This window comes from Alteromonas sp. LOR (genome assembly GCF_000753865.1).
In the GTDB taxonomy this organism is placed as follows: Bacteria; Pseudomonadota; Gammaproteobacteria; order Enterobacterales; family Alteromonadaceae; genus Alteromonas.
Map to the genome: position 1 here is coordinate 113,828 of NZ_JQFW01000001.1, position 17,702 is coordinate 131,529.

Here is a 17,702-nt window from a genome sequence, read left to right on the forward strand (position 1 = left end):
AACTTAAAAGCAGTAGGAAAATAACATGAAAAAGATTTTAGCTAGCTTATTTTTATTCGTGACAATGCAGGCCAATGCATCGTTAATTTCATTATCTGTAAGCGACAACGATATTGATGTTGGCGAAACCGTTACTGTCTCGGTCCTTGCTGATATGACCGAAGCCTTTACTGGTTTTCAGCTTCAACTTGAGTTTGACAATACGATATTTGAGTTCGTTGATGGAACGTTCAGCAGCGACTTAACACCATTTTCAGATTTTATTTTTTTATTTGGTGATGAAAGCTATGGCTTTAGCATTGATTTTGCCAACTTTCTTGAAGTTTCGGCAGGCGAATACTCGGTATTAGAAATTGAATTACGTGGACTGAAGAGTGTCACAGGTTCAACTATCGGTTTTGGCACTGTCGCTGCATCATTTATAGACCCCAATACGCCTGACGTTAACATTGCTACTGACACTGTACCAGCGTTAGTAAATGTTAATAATGCGGTTGACGTTCCTGCGCCAGCATCATTAGGTTTAATGGCAATGGCTATCGCCGGACTAGTAAGCGTGCGCCGTAAGGCCTAAGCCTAACCGTTGCAAGAAAAAATCACAAGAAGCCGCGGTGTGAGTCATGCATGCTGCGGCTTTGTTTATTTAGTATATAGACAACGTATTAAAAACCCGTAATCGCAAAATCTATCGCGTCGATAAGTATGACTCTTGATTCCACAAGCGTTCCAACTGCGACTTTAAGAGTGTCTATTGGAACGGTTGTTATTTGCTGTGGGAGAAAAACATAGCTGACACCGTCAAAATCAATTTCAGGAGTCAGCTTTTTAATAGCCAAGCTATTACCCTGATTACTTTTAGCTAAAGGTACGACTAATCGAGTTGATAAGTCACTTAACACTGAATGCTGAATATCAACTAAAAATGGATATGCATCTTTAGATGACTTGCTAAGATTTCTATATACCTCAAATTGCGCCATTAAAACGCCCTGTGCTCATCACTTAGTAAGCCATTTTCCTCTACGAAATCATTATATTTCTCTATTGATTGCTTGTTGTCCTTTCGCCACTGCTCTGCTTCGATAACTTTTAGCTTCTCTTCAATAGCACTTTCTAGAGTAGCTGATAAATTAACTTTCAACTTTCGCGCTTTTTGCAGTAAATCGCTATTAATGCTTACATTAGTTGCTTTTTTGGGTGCTTGAAGATCGTAGACCTTATCCATAAACAGCTCCTTCAATGAGATTACAGTTTAGTATACGCATAAATATGCGCATATGCATGCGCACTTAAATCTTGATAAGTTTGTGTGAAATTCTAAGCTCTCCTAGGGAAATGCACTCGAAACCTGAGCCCTAGTGCATTACTGTATATAGTATCTAAATTACAGTGTGGCGCTTATGCATTTTACTCCAACCAACATTGAAGACTTACCTACACCCTGTTGCTTGATAGACAAAGCCAAAATGCAGCGGAACATTGCTCGGCTGTCTGCGCATATTGGAAATTTGCAATGCACGCTACGCCCTCACGTAAAAACGCATAAATCGATTGAAGTAACCCAGGCCATTATCGATGCTGGCAACGTTAAGGGCATTACGGTTTCAACGCTAAAAGAAGCCGACTATTTCTTTAAACACGGCATAAACGATATTTTATATGCGGTGGGCATTACACCAAACAAAATAGCCCACGTAGCACAGCTTATTCAGCAAGGTTGTGACCTAACGGTTGTCATTGATAATGAGGATATGCTGTCACTTATCTTTGAGAAAATGGCACAACACAACTGCGTATTTAAAGTCATTATTGAACTTGATACCGACGGACATCGCTCTGGCGTAAACTCTCACTCTGACACACTCATTTGTATTGCTAAACACATTAATAATAGTGCTCATGCAACGTTTGAAGGGGTGATGACCCATGCTGGCGAGTCTTATGCTTGCTTTACTGAAAAAGCAAAGCAAGACATGGCGGCACAAGAGCGCGACCTGACTCTACATGCTGTTAAACGTTTGTTTGAAGAGGGAATACACTGTAATACGGTGTCTATTGGCTCTACTCCTACCGCATTTGCCGTTGACCAACTCGACGGCATCACCGAAGTGCGTGCAGGAGTGTACGTATTTTTCGACCTGGTAATGGCAGGGTTAGGCGTATGCGACATAGACGATATTGCTATGTCGGTATTGGGCACGGTAATAGGTCATCAGAAAGACAAAGGCTGGGTAATAACCGATGCAGGCTGGATGGCCATGTCGAGAGATCGCGGCACCGCCGATCACGTTCAAGATTATGGCTATGGGCTAGTTGCCCCTTCAAGTAGCCACAATACGCGTTATATCATGAGCGACGCGAACCAAGAGCACGGCATTATTACTGCGGTTTCAAACGCAAGCCCCGAAAGCCAGTCAGAGCCCCAATCAAAAAGCACTGACGGTATTTTCACCCATTTTCCGGCGGCCAAAGCCGTAGAAATTCTCCCTAATCATGCATGCGCCACCGCAGCGCAATACGACCATTACTACCTAGTAGAAAATGGCGTTGCCGTAGACAAATGGCATTCGGTTGGGGGATGGTGAAGAACGAAGTGAGTTGCATCTTTGTCCGCACTGGTATTTACAACTCAGCGTAACAATAGACCTATTTTTAATCTAATTGACCTGGAACATCCATGGTTTTATGAAGGACACGAATTATTGAGATTGTATCAATCTCATTGGTATAGATGACCAAGTGACTCCTGTACAAACCGATTCTGACCGGCGGTACATAACTTTTTTGAAGACGATATTTTTCGGGAAAATTACATAAGCTTTTTATGTAGCTACCTAGTTCATCTAAGTATGCGTCTGCACATTCTATTCCCCAATTTTCTGCGCCATAAAGCCAGATTTCAATCAAATCTGTCCTTGCTGCATTAGTTTGTATTATTTTCAAGCTACTTACCTAACAGCTTTCTGCCACTTTGCTTAATATATTCAATATCCAGCTCTCCCGCCGAACCACTGCTAATCCCCTCATTTACAGCAGCTTGCATCGCTTTTTTCTTGAGTAAAGCATAATCGTTTGCTGACAATAAAACGCCCTGCTCTTTTCCATTTCGCGTTATCGAGATAGGACTAGCCTGGGCTCCAAGTAGTAGCTCACCAAAATTATTCTTTGCTTCTGTCGCTGAAACTGACTTCATAAGACACCCACCTATTGTTGTTAGTTAATTTAGCTATTTTAGCTAAATTAAGCGATAGCGCAATTTACACTAACCTAAAATACCAAGCTCTACTGCTCGAAGTACGGCACGAGTGCGATCGCGCGCACCCAGCTTAGCTAAAATAGTCGACACTTGGTTTTTTACTGTGCCTTCCGATTTATGCAGCGCTCCGGCAATTTCTCGGTTACTGCAGCCAGAGGCCATTAAGCGCAAAATTTCTTTCTCTTTACTCGATAACGGCTCAATAGGCTCGGGCTCGTCACACGACGTATTGAGCCCCTGTAAACTGTTAATAAGCGTAGTGGTAATGGCGGGCTGAATCAGTGATTCACCAGCATTAACGGCCTCTATGCCTTCTACCAAGGTTTCTAGCGACACGTCTTTTAACAAATACCCTTTTGCGCCAGCACGCAGCGCGCCCATTAGGTTTTCATGATCGTCAAAGGTAGTCAGCATAATAGTTGGAATACTAGAAATAGAAGCATTGGCCTTGTTAAGGGCTTCGAGCAGCTCAATGCCTGTCATACGCGGCATGCGAATATCTAACAGCATAACATCGGCGCCATTCGGATTATCGTGTAGCCAGTTCATAGCCTCTACGCCATCATTAGCTTGGCCCACCACTTCTACTTTGTCAGAAAGACCCAGCAGGCTGCACAACCCCTGTCGTAATAATTGCTGGTCGTCTACTACTAATACCTTAATCATTGCGCCTCCGGCCCTATCCTTTTCATTTCGCTTCCGGCCCTATCTTCTTCATTGCGCCTCCGGCGCTGGCAATCATTTTGCCTCCGGCAGTATTAGCAAAGTATGAAAGCCGGAACTGCTGTTACTAAAGGTCGCAGTGCCGTTTAGCTCACTCATGCGCTCTTCAATACCTTTTAATCCGTTGCCCTGAACAACACTATTAGCACTAGGGCTGGCGCTTGAACTGCCGCCATTGTCTTTTATGTCTACGTGCAATTGGTTAGCGTTGCTGTAAATTCTGATCGCAAGCTCATTGGCCCGGCTATGGCGCATAGTATTAGTCAGACTTTCTTGAATACAGCGCAGTAAATTAGTGGCCTGTAACAGCGTTAAATGATTGATATTGGATTGGCAGTCAATGTTAACCTGTATCTTATTTTTCAATGGTTCGGTGAGGGCCTCGAGGGCTTGCAGTAAATTAAGCTGCCCAAATTCACGCATGTCAGATACTGCTTCGCGCACGTCGGCAAGTAGCAACTTAGCAATGCCTAAACACTGGTCTATCGCTGGGCGCTGATCTGGCGATGCTGTGCGTGAGGCCACCTGCAAGTGCAGCGACAACCCCGTTAAATGATGCCCTACCAGGTCATGAATGTCGCGGGCAATGCGGGTACGCTCTTCTTTACGACTAGCCTGCTGCATTAAATCTTGTAAAGCCCGAAGTTCCCTATTCGCTTCTTCAGCGCGCTGAGTTTGGCGCTCCGCGTTTTTACGGCTTTCCATCATAACTAACGCGAATAAATTAAACGTCCAGAATAACAGGGCGTTTATCCACAAACTGCTATTAGACTGCCAAACAAAACTAAACACCAACCAAGGCACAGCAGACCAAAGTGGCGACAGCAACAATGCCCGCTTAAACGACATAAAGTACGGTAATACCGCCGACCAAATTACCAGCACAATGGCGTTAAAGGTAATGGGGCTTAGGGAAAAGAGTACCAGTACCAGCGCATATTCAATACCAACGAATACAGTACGAATCTGTTTGTCGTGACCGAAGGGTTCATCTTGGCTTATCAATAAAAACACCAAGGCAAAAACCGCAAAGCACAACAGAATAGCCACAAACTGAGTGGTGCTTACGCTTTCTGAGCCCGCGAGTAACCAGGCATTGGTGCAAGCCACAACCAATATGGTGACTAGCGCTCCACTTTGTTCTGGAGCTATACGTAATTGAGATAATGTCATAGCGCTTAGTATTGGGTAATTTCACTGGTATTGGAATAGGCCAAAAGTCACTATTGCGATAGTGACTTTGTGCACTGATGCGCCCTTGCCCATCTCGGTAAACTTATCACCTCAAGTTTACAAAGAAGAGATAACAATGACTATTTCATACCAAATTGTTTTGTACAGCCACATTCTTGCCGGCGCCATTGCTTTAATATTGTTTTGGGTTCCTGTTACCGCTAAGAAAGGGGCATTAAATCATCGTAAATTTGGCGCTCATTATCGCCACGCTATGCAGTGGACTATTTTTAGCGGTGTGGTGTTAGCTGGCGTGTGGCTATTTGCCCCCGTTGCGGTTAACCCTAACTTGGCAGACAACCCTGCTGCTGTGGCCAACTTACAGCGCTTCGCCATATTTTTACTGCATTTAGCGGTACAAATGTATGCATCGGTTATGATGGGGCAATGGGCTTTAGACGCCAAGCAAAGCCGCCTGTCGCTTCGCCGCGTTAGCCGCATTGCACCAGCGGTACTTTTAACTGCAACTAGCCTGTTTATTGGGGTAATTGGCATTATGCACCAACACATTTTAATGCTAGTTTTTGCCCCACTAGGGCTCACGTTAAGCATAAGCCAGCTGCGTTTTATCTTCGCCAAACAGGTAGCGCCAAAAGCTTGGCTGATAGAACACCTTGGTGGCTATATTGGCTCTGGTATTGCGGCTTACACTGCGTTTGCAGCATTTGGTGGGCGCACCTTATTTAGCGATATTGGCGCATGGCAGTATGCGTTTTGGGTTTTGCCAGGGCTAATAGGCGGCATTGCAATAAGTCGTCTTTCCCGTAAGTACAGTGTGAGAGCTTCAACACGCAACGCGTAATCTCTCGCGGTTAGGTTTAGGCTTGAGTTTGAGTTTGGGTTTAGGTTTTCGACAGCGCTAGCGTAAGCGCGCCTCGCTTATCAAGTACTTCTAGCGCATCAACAGTGTTAGGCAGTTGAGCTGAAACGGGCTGGTTTAACTCAGTAATACCAACCCAGCGGTTTCGCCCTGCGGCCTTAGCGGCATACAAACAGCTATCGGCCACATTAAATAGGGCTGGCATCTGGTTTTCACTGGGTAACGCCATTTGATGTGAAAAACACAGAAACCCAACGCTACAGGTAATTGCTTCGCGCACATTTTCATCTATTAAGAATGGCTCGCCGCGCATTCCTTGAATTATTCTGTCAGCTAAGTCAGCGGCCATTAGGCGGTCGCTACACTCTGCTGCGACAACAAACTCTTCACCTCCCCAACGAACCAAATAATCCGATGCTCGCATTACCTGCTGCAAACGCTCGGCGGTTTGTTTTAACACTGAGTCACCCGCAACGTGCCCATAGGTATCATTAATGCTTTTGAAGTTATCAATATCGATGACAAAAAGACATAAAACGGTTTGTTCACGCCGCTCTCTTTTATCTTTTGAACTAGCGGATTTATGGGAGGCCTTGAAGATTTCGTTTTCAATTTGATGCTCTAAGAACCGCCTGTTTTTAAGGCCAGTTAAATTATCTGTTAGGCTCAACTCGGCCAATTCTGTATTTGCTATTTGAAGCTCGGCAGTGCGCTTTTTTACTTCGTGCTCTAACTGCCGTGTATATCTTGATTGGGCGACTCGTGAATAAACCAAAAACCCTAGAAGTAAAACGGCTACACCGGCAATAACGATAAATAGCTGCTGCTCACGCTCTTTTTCTTCCTGAACGTTTTCTAGTGCTTGCTGTTGCTTTAACAGCGTAATCTCGTTTTCTCGGCGAACAAACTCGGTTTGAGCTTGAATACTCGCAATAGCATCAACACGTTTTTTATCAAGCAGCGAATCGTCTAACGCTTTTTGCTGTTTTAATGAAGTGTATGCGGCGGCCAGCTCATTAAGCTGTTCATGCACCTCAACTTTTGAGGCAAGTAATTGTGAAATATTACTGGCTTCTTCAAGTTTGCGAGCGAGGGTCAGCGCCTCCTCTATCAATGCCCCAGCCACGCTATAAGCTTTGTTGTACATTTGAATATCAACTAGTAGCAGGTAAATATCCATGAGTAAACTGTTGTAGTTATTGGCCATAGTTCGCTCTCTGATAGCCGTTGCCCGTTCCAGCGCCATTTCAATATTGCCTTCTTTGAAATCTAGCTCGGCCAGCCCCGATAACGCCCAGTCTTCATCACGCTTAGCCCCTATCTCCATGAAAAGGGTGTAGGCAACTTGCATATTTTCACGTGCGAGTGAAAAGTTGCCCATTTGCATATTCACAAAGCCGATTTTGTAGCGGCTATAGGCAATATTTTTCTTATTGGTAGATGCTTCATCCAGTGCTAATGCTTGCTCAAAGTAATCTAACGCCAAAGTAAGATCGCCCATTACACGGCGAATATCCGCTAAATTGTATAGTGCCGATGCAATACCAGAAGAATCGTTGAGCTGATGGTTAGCTTCTAAGGCAAGCTGGAGATAAGTTGCAGCTTCAGCCAACTGCCCCATTTTTTCCAATACAATGCCTAGGTCGTTGTGAACCGAGGCGATTTTGCGCGTTTCTTCTAATTGTTGAAAAGTGGCGAGTGCCATATAGAGATATTCTAGCGCGGCAGAATAGTTTGATTGATAGCGAAATATTAAACCCAGCTGCCTGTAAGTACTTGCCAATGCAGACTGGTTATCCAAATTTTGATACAAGCTCAAAGCCTGGCTCAGCGATTGTTGTGCGCTTGGATAATTGTTTCGCTCCATCGCGTTCCGGCCTATCTGAAATACTGCATCGGCTTGCAGCAATACATTACCGGAAGACTTAGCTTCGGACAGAAGCTGTTGGGCCATCTCTTCAGCTACATCCAAATTACCTTCTTCTCTAGCGGAAACAATATCGTCGATAGTGAGTGCATGACTGGCGGTGGAAATGCCTATGGCGAATACAAAAAAGTAGAGCCGAAAATGTGTGATGAGACTTGCCATAAATACCGCAGAGTAAGCGCCCAAATTTTAAGCATAGGACAGTAAAACCCAATGATAAACATTTTTAAATTAAAAAAGCCTTATATTGAATAACCAACACTTCTCACTTACCTAAAAGGCGATTAGTGGTATGCTAATTTTGGAATTGCAGTGGCAGTATACGCAGAACCAGAAAAAGCGCAGAAATACTGGCGCCGCATACAAAGAGGGATTTTTAGTATTGAAAACAACCATTAGCCATTACAGTGCTAACGCAGAACACTACTACTCGCTTTATCAATCGATAAGTGCAGACAGTGTGCACGGCTACCTAGAGCAAGCACTTGCAAACACACCGCCATCTACTGCATTAGACGTTGGTGCAGGCAGTGGTCGCGACGCTAATTGGCTGGCCGCAAAAGGTTGGCAGGTAACAGCAACAGAGCCTGCCGAAGCATTACTGAAATTAGCCAAGCAACACTCCAAGGAAAAAGTGACTTGGTGTAACGCCGCCCTACCCGCGCTGGCAAACTTACCTACCGCTCATCAATACAAACATAAACACCAACACTTCGACCTTATTTTGCTTTCTGCCGTGTGGATGCACCTGCCAATAAATGACAGGCCAAGGGCTATAAAACGCCTTGCCGAATTACTCTCAGCACATGGACGAATGTACATAAGCCTGCGTTTTGGCCCTAGCGACCCAGAACGGCCTATGTACCCTGTTAGCTATGAAGAGCTGCAAGCATTGGCAGCAGAAAATGGTTTAACAGCGCGTAATTTGAATCCGGTTCCTAGTAAAGACGGGTTAAAGCGTAGTGATGTTGAATGGGTGACGGTAGAGTTGGTTAGTGCAGGAAGCAAATGACAGTTAGCAATCATTTAATAACGGGTAGAAGCGAAAACTATCTTATACATGAAATTCGTAGTGCTCTTAAAACGGCTACCGATATTGAAATTGCAGTTTCTTTTATCCGTAACTCTGGATTAAACCTGCTGTTTCAGGATATTGAAGATGCAATGCAATCAAAAGAGCGACAGGTAAGCTTATCGCTCTTAACATCAGACTATATGAACATCACCGAACCTCAAGCTCTCAAGCAATTGATGCTGCTTAGCGAGCGTGGTGCCGACATTCGAATATTTGAGAGCAAACAAGCCACCAGCTTTCATTTAAAGTCATACATTTTCGTAAAAAATAATGAATACGGTATGCAAAAAGCTAGTGCTTTTATTGGCTCAAGCAACATCAGTAAAACAGCTCTTACCGACGGCATAGAGTGGAATTACCGAATAGATTTCCCCAATGAAAAAGATCGTGAGGCGACAGATAGAATCCAGCAAATTCGTAGTGAGTATAGTCATCTATTCACGCTTCAACAGGTTAAGCCACTCACCTTTGATTGGATAAAAGAATACGAAATTCGCTACAACGCAGCTAGAAAAGTGACGCCTTTATACTCTTCAGTTTCGCTTCCAGATGAAGCAGAACATGAAATCCCCTCTCCCAAAGAACACCAAACTGCTGCGCTGCAGGCGCTTAATCAAGCACGTGAAGGTGGCACAGTTAAGGGCTTAGTGGTGCTGGCCACCGGTATGGGCAAAACCTATTTAGCCGCTTTTGATGCGGCGCAATTCGATGCAACAAAAGTTTTATTTGTTGCTCATAGGGAAGAGATCTTACTGCAAGCAGAAACGAGCTTTTTAAAAATACTGCCAAACAAAAAAGTGGGCAGATATAGCGGAAAACAGAAAGATCGTGAGTACGACATGCTGTTTGCCTCAGTGCAGACAATAGGTCAAGCAAGCCACCTTAATCAGTTCGAATCTACTACATTCGATTTTATCGTAGTTGATGAATTTCATCATGCCGCAGCTAATGGCTATAAGAGATTATTAGAACACTTCACTCCTAAATTTATGTTGGGCTTAACTGCAACGCCAAATAGAACAGATGGAAGTGACATTTTAAAGCTTTGTGATAACAACCTAATTTATCAACAAGATTTATTTGACGGGGTAAAGGCGGAGGTACTTTGTCCGTTCTCTTATTACGGTATATTTGATAAGGAAGTGGATTATGAACATTTACCTTGGAGAAACGGTAGGTTCGACCCAGAAAAACTTTCTAATAAGTTAGCGACAAAGTCGCGTGCAAAACACGCGCTGAATGAATGGAAAGAAAAGGCTCAACGTACTTCATTAGCGTTTTGTGTGTCTCGAAGACATGCAGATTACATGGCAGATTATTTCAACCAGCAAGGCGTTAACGCTGCTAGTGTTCACTCCGATTCGTCACTTACTCGCAGTGAGGCGCTCGAGAATTTAAGTAACGGCGATATTGATATTTTGTTCTCAGTCGATCTTTTCAATGAAGGTGTAGATTTACCGCAAATAGATACTGTGCTTCTGCTACGCCCGACAGAATCTAAAATCTTATTTTTACAACAAATGGGCCGTGGCTTACGTCAAAGCGAAGGAAAAGAAAGGTTGGTCATTCTTGATTTTGTGGGTAACCACCACAGCTTTTTAAATCGCCCTGAAATGTTACTTTCAAGCATTGTTGATAAACCACTGAACAGACAACAAATCGTAAGAGCGGCAAAGAATGCAAATCAACTGCTACCTGACGGGTGCTACGTTAATTTTGAACTGGAATTCATCGAATTTCTTGAAAACCTTTCGGAAGATCAGCTTGATAAGCAATACGATAGCTTAAAAAACACACTAGGACGAAGACCAACTTTCACTGAGTTTTATAATGCCGGTGCGAACATGGATAAGCTTCGCAAAAACCGGGGTTCATGGTGGGAATTTGTTGATAGCAAAGGCGACCTTACTGCCGACGAATTAGAAGCACTAGAGCTGCATTTGCAATGGTTTAAAGATTTAGCAGTAACAAGAATCTCGAAGTGCTACAAACTAGTGCTACTGGCAACACTCATTGAACAACGCGCCTTTCAAACGCAAACCAGTATTGAGGATTTAGCTGAATGGGCTAGAGAATGGTTTATAAGTAATCCTGAATGGATTGCCGATTTACCAGAGAGTAAACAGGACTTAAAAACACTCAGTAGAACTGCTTGGAAAAGCCATTGGCGCAGCAACCCAATTAAGTTTTGGTGTACTGAAGAACCAGAATCCAAGGTAGCTTGGTTTGATATCAACGCGCAGCGTTTCGGATTTAATCAGAGTGTTAAGGCATCTCACACTGTTACGTTCTTAGAAATGACCAATGAAGTTAATAGACAACGTTTAGCTGCCTACAAGCTTAGACATTTAACCACTCACAAAAGCGCAAATAACGTCATTGACTTTCCAAGTGTCGAGCAGCTGCCGTTTTTCCCAGATATAAAGATTGCGTGTGGTCATTTCAAAACAGGAAACGCAGAAGCCTCAGAACTTGTAAATGCACCAATTGGTTTCGGAAACTTGGATAGTTCAAAGCACTTTGTAGCTCGTGCATCGGGCAACTCTATGAACGGTGGTAGGGACCCAATTTATGACGGTGACTATTTGTTACTAGAACAAATCACCTCAAATAATGCAGGAAGTATAAGTAACACAACAGTAGCGATAGAGCGGCAAGATACTTCTGGTGATAATCAGTACTTACTAAGGAAAGTGCGAAAAAATAATGACGGCACATATACACTTAGGGCCGCTAATCCCGATTATGATGATATTAACGCTAGCGAAGACATGGTGACATTTGCTCGCTTAAAAGGAAAAGTAGACCCACTGCAACTGTTTGTTGGTCAGGAATTTATGCGAGAGGATATTCCGCCGCTGTTTAATGAAGAGTTCAACCCAGGGAACTGGCAATCAGGACATGTGGTATTGAAGGAAAAAAATGCACAAATTCTTCTGGTTACATTAAACAAACAAGGTAAGGCAGAAGACCATCAGTATCATGACTATTTTATTGACGATAAACAGTTTCATTGGCAATCTCAAAATAGCACTTCGCCAGCGAATAAGCGCGGTCGAGAGATTGTTCAACATGAAAAAATAGATAGTTCAGTCTATTTGTTTATTCGAGAGAGTAAGCTCAGAGGGAAAACTGCTTCCCCTTTTATTTTTTATGGCGAAGTGAAGTATAAAGGTCATGAGGGTGAAAAGCCGATGAATGTCACTTGGGAGCTGTTAGATAAAAACTAAAACTAAGTCTGAATTTAGCGAAACTGAATAAATACTCAAAACAAGGATGTTTACATATGCCAAGAAAGAACACTTCATTTGCCGATTTACTTTTTGAGGCGCCATGGTGGGCTTCAGTTATGACAGCAGGCATTACCTATTTCGGTATGACCCATTTTCTTCCTTCTATTCAAACAGAAAATCAACTCATCAATATGTTACTTCAGGGCATAGCAGTTCCAGGACCTTACTTTGCGTTATTTATACTGCTTATTGCTCCGTTTTCATTTTTTAACTCACGACGTAAAGCAAAGCAATTAGACACTCAAAAAAGCATCGAAACTATTCGGCAAATGCATTGGCGCAACTTTGAAGAATTAGTCGCAGAAGCTTTTCGAAGACAGGGCTTTCGAGTGACGGAGGGAGGTTACGGAGCTGACGGTGGAATAGACTTAGAGTTGATAAAAAACGGAGAGCATACATTAGTTCAGTGCAAACAATGGAAGTCTCAAAAAGTGGGAGTGAGCGTAATACGAGAGATGTATGGCGTACTCACCGCCAGTAATGCCGAAAAAGTCATTGTTATCTGCTCAGGTAAGTTCACTCAGCAAGCTTTTGACTTCGCGAAGGGCAAACCGATTGAATTATTAAGTGGTGTAGAACTCTTATCACTTATTCAAAAAGTGCAGGCTGCGCCGACTGTTGCAACGATAGAAGCAATGGAGAAAGTGGAGACGATAGAGACAGCCGAGACACTGAAGACTAAGGAGGCGTTCAGACAAGCACAGTGTCCAAAATGCGGAAACACGCTCGTCGAGCGTATTGCGAAACGCGGCCCAAATGCAGGAAATAAGTTTTTGGGATGCTCTAATTTTCCAAAGTGTAGATATACGGAATAAAGGCAGAGGTAATGAACCTATGACCTTTGCCTCACATAACACATCAGCCTTTTCGTGGCCGTATTGCTTTTTACATCTAGGCTTACGCTTTGTTTACTGTATGCGTCGGGCTGCTCTTTATACAGGAAGAGACAAACAGCCAAAAAGTTGTAATCGATATCGTTATTTATTAGGGAATTCAGCAAAGCTAGCTGTTCCAACAATATTTGCTGACTAGGGGATAATCCATTTGTTCGCTTACTTTTCATTATTTCAAAATCTTCTGCAAGCATGGCTTCTGTATACCCAGCAGATGAAAGCGCGTGGCCTAAAATCTGCTTAGCCATTAAGTCGATGCTCTCTGTTTTGCGCTCACTGCCTGTTGATTTTTGAGCCACATTATTTTCGCTGCATGCCATCATAAATAACACCGCAGGGTCGACTGCATTGAGCCGAGTAGCAATGTCTTTGATAGACCGATAAAAGCGTGGATTGGATATGTTGTCGATAAAGGCGTTAATAATTGCGTGGTATACCACGTTGGCTCTCCAATTATTCTGTTATTCACTGTAACCAGATGATATTGGATGGTACGGATTTTCAGTGCTAGCGTGTAATTAAAATCAAGCAATATGCAATTGACTGGCGCTATTGTTTTTTCAAACTCAAAATAGTGAACATAAACCAAGTTACTGCCAACTATGGCGCAGTTCAGAGTGGAGTATGGAGTGCTCGTGTGCAGCAAAGCGTTGTGCAGTTTTAAGGCTGTTAAAAAAGTGGCTCAGATAATAGTTCATCGTAGTGAACTATTTCACTCATAATTACACTTTCAGTTTACTTTTTTCTCTTTTTCCGCATTAAAGTTCACTTTACCAAACAAAAGTGATATTTTTTACATTAAAGTTCGCCACACATAACTTGGCACTGGTGGAATACATGAAAAGTGATATCACAGAAATTAAGCTGCGTGTTAACGCACTCTTAAAAGAGCTTGAACGCCTAGAGGCTAGCGAGCTTGAAAACAAAGAGATGTTTCCGCTTTCTGAGTTAAAACAGCGCGTAACCCGTTATGTGAAAGACAACGATATTACTATCGACACATTCTGCGAACTTGCGATGATAAGTAAAACCACACTATATGCTGCATTTAACTCGCCAGGTTCAACTAAGCGCGCCACTATAGAGGCTATTATCTCAGTTTTTGGAAACTACCGGTTATACGTAGGCCGTGTAGATGCAAATTAACCGTCTAGCTACTGTATTTGTTAATGCAAATAAGGCGGGAACGCTTGCAGAGTATCGCGACATTAATAACTTAGCTGCTCGCGAGTCTTATGTTTTTACCTATGCAGAAGAGTATCTAATGCATGGTGCTCCCATTGGCCATCACTTTCCACTAACAAAAACGCGATACGAGTTTGATGCTTTACCCCCTTTCTTTTCTAATGTGCTTTCTGAGGGTTGGTTAAGAGCGCATCAGGCTACAAAGGCAAGACTCGATAAAAGTGATGAGTTTGGTTTACTGTGCGCCAATGGAGAAGAGCTTATCGGGGCGGTTTCGGTAGTGGCTGGCGAGGTTGATACATTGCCACCAAACCGTTTTATTCAGCTTCCCATACCCAAACCACGCACTTTGAAAGACAAAGGTGTTGTTATTGTTGGCACGTCGAAAACGTTTAATGACTACGCAGTAGATCATGCGAACGGCCAATCCATTTCAGGTGTGCAGCGAAAGCTGATGATGAAGTTGCAAGACAATCAACTTGTGCCTACTTCTCGTGGGGGTCAGTACATTGTTAAGCCCGCTCCAGAAGGGGTACCGTATTGCCCTGAAAATGAGCTTTTTATTATGAGCTTGGCCAACAAGGTGGGGTTTAATACCGCGGAATGTGGCCTTGTGCCTTTTGAAGACGGAGAGCTTGCATACGTAACAAAGCGTTTCGACATTTTAAATGAAGATGAGCGCTACTTAATAGAAGACGGCGCATCCTTATGCTTAGTGCATCCCAAACATAAAGACAGCGAGGCATTAAGTTATGAAACCGTGTTAAAGCGGTTAAGCCAAGCAGCAGGGAATAGCAAAGCGGTGACACTAACATTGTTCTTACACGTTGTGTTTTCTTACATTGTGGGTAACAACGACTTACATCTAAAAAACTTCTCTTTGATGCGCAGACCTCGCGGACACAGCACAACCATGGACATGTTAACGCCAGTGTATGACGTTCTTAGTCTGGCGCCCTACCCACAATTTGATCGCGCTTGCTTTATGTCGATTGGCGTTCTCGCAATAGAAGAGGGAGATGATGGATATTTCAGTGATGCATATAACTCGTTTGGTTACTATACCAAGCACGACTTTGTGCAGTTAGGTGTAAATATAGGGCTACCTAAAGCACTTGTTGAAAAACAGCTTAAACAACTCACCAGCAAAGTGTTAAAAGTGCTGGAAAGCGATCTTGAAACATCCATACCCAATGACATGTATCAACAAATCGTAACCCGTATTAGTGAGCGATGTAGCACGCTAGGGCGGATTGTAAAAACGACTTCAGGCTGTTCGTAACCAAGGCATTTCTTCGGTCTTGGAGTAGCTCGGCGAACTGACTCAAGCCGCGTGAATTCCATTTAAATGAGAGGCTTTTCGTTATGGAAATCCCATAACGCCTGATAAGGTCGTTAAGTTAGTATCAATCAGCAGTGTTGGCCTGGTGAGATTAGAAAATCAATACTCTGGCTAGATTGGGTTTCTTATACACAAATCTGTATAAACTTGATTTATACAGATTTTTGTATATAGTAATTTTATGCATTAATCCGTATATTTTTGTTCTATACAAAAATCGGTATAAGAGACTAACATGAAGATTAATACGCCCAAGGATCTTAGCGCCATTATCAAGGACAGAAGAAAAGCCAAAGGATGGACTCAAGCTGATTTGGCAAAACGCATTGGTGTATATCAACGAGATATTTCTAACTGTGAAACCAAACCTGAAAAAATCTCGGTCAATATGCTCATCAAACTTTGCGCGTCACTAGACTTAGCGCTGAAGGTCGACAGCCTGTCCAAGGATGAAGTATCCACACTGACTACTCCACTCGCGAAAAAATCACTGAGATTCTGATGGGACGAAAATCACATACCCGCACACTCTTTTGCTCCATGAACGGATTCCCGGTGGGTGAGTTGTATTTAAAAAATGGACGCATGAGCTTTAAGTACGAGCCCAACTGGCTAGAGGTAGAGGGAAGCCGCGCTATCTCCCTAAGCCTACCTATGCAACAAGCTGAAATTACAGGAGACGCTGTTCATGCTTATTTTGATAATTTGCTGCCAGATACAAGCGCTATCAGAAAGCATATGAAAGACCGCTTAGGCGCCGATAGTACCAAGCCATTCGATTTGTTAGCCAAGATTGGGAAAGATTGTGTGGGTGCGCTCACATTCACTCAAGCGCCTGCAAAAGGAGAAATGCCTCCACTGTCACTTACTCCTTTATCTGAGAGTGAAGTCGCACAAATTATCAAAGACACTCGCCTTGAAAAAATGTTAGGTATGAACTCAGATGATGACTTCAGAATTTCTCTTGCTGGAGCGCAGGAAAAGACCGCTCTAACCTTATGGGAAGGAAGGTGGTGCCGACCACATAGCTCAACGCCAACCACGCATATCTTTAAGCCGCCCATTCTTCATCATGAAAGCCTAGGAATAGACTTATCTTCGAGTGTAGACAACGAATGGTTCTGCCAAACATTTATGAAAAACCTGGGCTTGGATGTGGCAGATTGTGAAATTGCGCAATTTGAAGAGCAGAAAGTATTGGTGGTGGAACGCTTTGATCGCAGAATCGAGGAAGATACTATTTTCCGGCTTCCCCAAGAGGATATGTGTCAGGCATTAGGGAAAGTAAGTGGTTCAAAGTATGAAGAAAAAGGTGGTCCTGGCTCTCAGCAGGTCATGGAACTGCTGTCGAGCTCAAAAAACGCATATGACGATCGACTCGAATTTTTTCGTGTACAAATCGTATTTTGGTTGCTTGCTGCTATTGATGGGCATGCAAAAAACTTCAGCATCGCACTGAATCAGAATGGATACCGTCTAACCCCCTTCTACGATGTGCTAAGCGCTTACCCGTACTTTGGTCAAGGCAATATTCAGGCAAAAAAAATAAAAATGGCAATGAAAGTCCATAGTAAAAATACACACTACAAATGGAATGAAATTATGCCTAGACACTGGCCAGAGCATGGCAAGCGGCAAGGTATAGATAAGGAGCAAACACTCGGCATATTAGCCTCCTTAGACGAAAAGGTAGAGGAAGCGCTAACTTCCACCCTCAAGCAGGCGAATGCACATTTTGATATGGGTGTAGGTGAGGTCATAACCGAAAGCACACTCACTTGCCTGCGTAAAATAACGACTTTTCTGAACGGATAGCGTAAAAAGAGAATGGGAAAAAAAGAAGGTTATGAAGCGATCGGATAAAACCGAAATGACTGACTGTTTTTACCGGAATACGCAGGTGAACCACAAGAAAATGTTGGTAGTTCCATGAAAAACGCTCATTTTATATTAGA

Annotated in this window: 18 protein-coding genes; 10 read left to right on the plus strand and 8 right to left on the minus strand. The window is 43.2% G+C overall.

Features of this window, described 5'->3' with window-relative positions; translation table 11 throughout:
• Positions 1-25 precede the first annotated feature (25 nt).
• Entirely contained in the window at positions 26-574 is a 549-nt protein-coding gene (locus JV36_RS0100450) for a PEP-CTERM sorting domain-containing protein (RefSeq protein WP_032094707.1), read from the plus strand.
• 88 nt (positions 575-662) lie between these two features.
• Here the strand turns inward: JV36_RS0100450 and JV36_RS0100455 are convergent, their stop codons facing one another.
• Entirely contained in the window at positions 663-980 is a 318-nt protein-coding gene (locus JV36_RS0100455; protein WP_032094708.1) for a CcdB family protein, read from the minus strand.
• Positions 980-1,225, minus strand: a complete 246-nt coding sequence (locus JV36_RS0100460) for a type II toxin-antitoxin system CcdA family antitoxin (RefSeq protein ID WP_032094709.1) — start codon at positions 1,223-1,225, stop codon at positions 980-982. The genes JV36_RS0100455 and JV36_RS0100460 overlap by 1 nt, the downstream gene beginning before the upstream one ends.
• Before the next feature lie 175 nt (positions 1,226-1,400).
• Between JV36_RS0100460 and JV36_RS0100465 the strand changes: the two genes are divergently transcribed.
• Entirely contained in the window at positions 1,401-2,585 is a 1,185-nt protein-coding gene (locus tag JV36_RS0100465; RefSeq protein ID WP_032094710.1) for an alanine racemase, read from the plus strand.
• Positions 2,586-2,652: 67 nt separating this feature from the next.
• On the opposite strand, the gene JV36_RS0100470 is transcribed toward JV36_RS0100465, so the two are convergent.
• From JV36_RS0100470 to JV36_RS0100485, 4 genes are all read right to left on the minus strand, one after another.
• Entirely contained in the window at positions 2,653-2,943 is a 291-nt protein-coding gene (locus JV36_RS0100470; RefSeq protein ID WP_032094711.1) for a type II toxin-antitoxin system RelE/ParE family toxin, read from the minus strand.
• Between the two features lies 1 nt (position 2,944).
• Positions 2,945-3,193: a type II toxin-antitoxin system Phd/YefM family antitoxin gene (locus tag JV36_RS0100475; RefSeq protein ID WP_032094712.1), complete on the minus strand. Its 249-nt coding sequence runs from the start codon at positions 3,191-3,193 to the stop codon at positions 2,945-2,947.
• 69 nt (positions 3,194-3,262) lie between these two features.
• Positions 3,263-3,922 carry a response regulator gene (locus JV36_RS0100480; protein WP_032094713.1) on the minus strand — a complete coding sequence of 220 codons (660 nt, stop codon included), beginning with the start codon at positions 3,920-3,922 and terminating at the stop codon, positions 3,263-3,265.
• Positions 3,923-3,994: 72 nt separating this feature from the next.
• Entirely contained in the window at positions 3,995-5,152 is a 1,158-nt protein-coding gene (locus JV36_RS0100485; RefSeq protein WP_032094714.1) for a sensor histidine kinase, read from the minus strand.
• 136 nt (positions 5,153-5,288) lie between these two features.
• Here JV36_RS0100485 and JV36_RS0100490 point away from each other — a divergent pair, with 136 nt between their 5' ends.
• Positions 5,289-6,014, plus strand: coding sequence for a hypothetical protein (locus JV36_RS0100490; RefSeq protein WP_032094715.1), 726 nt, complete (start codon positions 5,289-5,291; stop codon positions 6,012-6,014).
• 40 nt (positions 6,015-6,054) lie between these two features.
• Here JV36_RS0100490 and JV36_RS0100495 read toward each other — a convergent pair whose 3' ends face one another.
• On the minus strand, positions 6,055-8,121 hold the full coding sequence (locus JV36_RS0100495; protein ID WP_052010036.1) for a diguanylate cyclase: 2,067 nt from the start codon (positions 8,119-8,121) through the stop codon (positions 6,055-6,057).
• A gap of 130 nt (positions 8,122-8,251) precedes the next feature.
• Between JV36_RS0100495 and JV36_RS0100500 the strand changes: the two genes are divergently transcribed.
• Genes JV36_RS0100500 through JV36_RS0100510 form a run of 3 tightly spaced genes read left to right on the plus strand, consistent with a single transcriptional unit; the run spans position 8,252 to position 13,142 of the window.
• Positions 8,252-8,971, plus strand: a complete 720-nt coding sequence (locus JV36_RS0100500) for a class I SAM-dependent methyltransferase (protein WP_081926467.1) — start codon at positions 8,252-8,254, stop codon at positions 8,969-8,971.
• Positions 8,968-12,264, plus strand: a complete 3,297-nt coding sequence (locus JV36_RS0100505) for a DUF3427 domain-containing protein (RefSeq protein ID WP_032094716.1) — start codon at positions 8,968-8,970, stop codon at positions 12,262-12,264. The genes JV36_RS0100500 and JV36_RS0100505 overlap by 4 nt, the downstream gene beginning before the upstream one ends.
• 56 nt (positions 12,265-12,320) lie before the next feature.
• Positions 12,321-13,142, plus strand: a complete 822-nt coding sequence (locus JV36_RS0100510) for a restriction endonuclease (protein ID WP_032094717.1) — start codon at positions 12,321-12,323, stop codon at positions 13,140-13,142.
• A 17-nt stretch (positions 13,143-13,159) separates the two neighbouring features.
• On the opposite strand, the gene JV36_RS0100515 is transcribed toward JV36_RS0100510, so the two are convergent.
• A complete protein-coding gene (locus JV36_RS0100515; protein ID WP_032094718.1) occupies positions 13,160-13,660 on the minus strand; it encodes a hypothetical protein in 501 nt (166 codons plus the stop codon).
• 397 nt (positions 13,661-14,057) lie between these two features.
• Between JV36_RS0100515 and JV36_RS0100520 the strand changes: the two genes are divergently transcribed.
• The 4 genes from JV36_RS0100520 to JV36_RS0100535 all read left to right on the plus strand — a co-directional run bounded on the left by JV36_RS0100520 (position 14,058) and on the right by JV36_RS0100535 (position 17,562).
• A complete protein-coding gene (locus tag JV36_RS0100520; RefSeq protein WP_032094719.1) occupies positions 14,058-14,366 on the plus strand; it encodes a hypothetical protein in 309 nt (102 codons plus the stop codon).
• Positions 14,356-15,687, plus strand: coding sequence for a type II toxin-antitoxin system HipA family toxin (locus JV36_RS0100525; protein ID WP_052010037.1), 1,332 nt, complete (start codon positions 14,356-14,358; stop codon positions 15,685-15,687). Before JV36_RS0100520 ends, JV36_RS0100525 begins: the two co-directional genes overlap by 11 nt.
• 295 nt (positions 15,688-15,982) lie before the next feature.
• A complete protein-coding gene (locus tag JV36_RS0100530) occupies positions 15,983-16,249 on the plus strand; it encodes a helix-turn-helix domain-containing protein (RefSeq protein WP_052010038.1) in 267 nt (88 codons plus the stop codon).
• Positions 16,249-17,562 carry a type II toxin-antitoxin system HipA family toxin gene (locus JV36_RS0100535; protein ID WP_081926468.1) on the plus strand — a complete coding sequence of 438 codons (1,314 nt, stop codon included), beginning with the start codon at positions 16,249-16,251 and terminating at the stop codon, positions 17,560-17,562. The genes JV36_RS0100530 and JV36_RS0100535 overlap by 1 nt, the downstream gene beginning before the upstream one ends.
• Positions 17,563-17,702 lie beyond the last annotated feature (140 nt).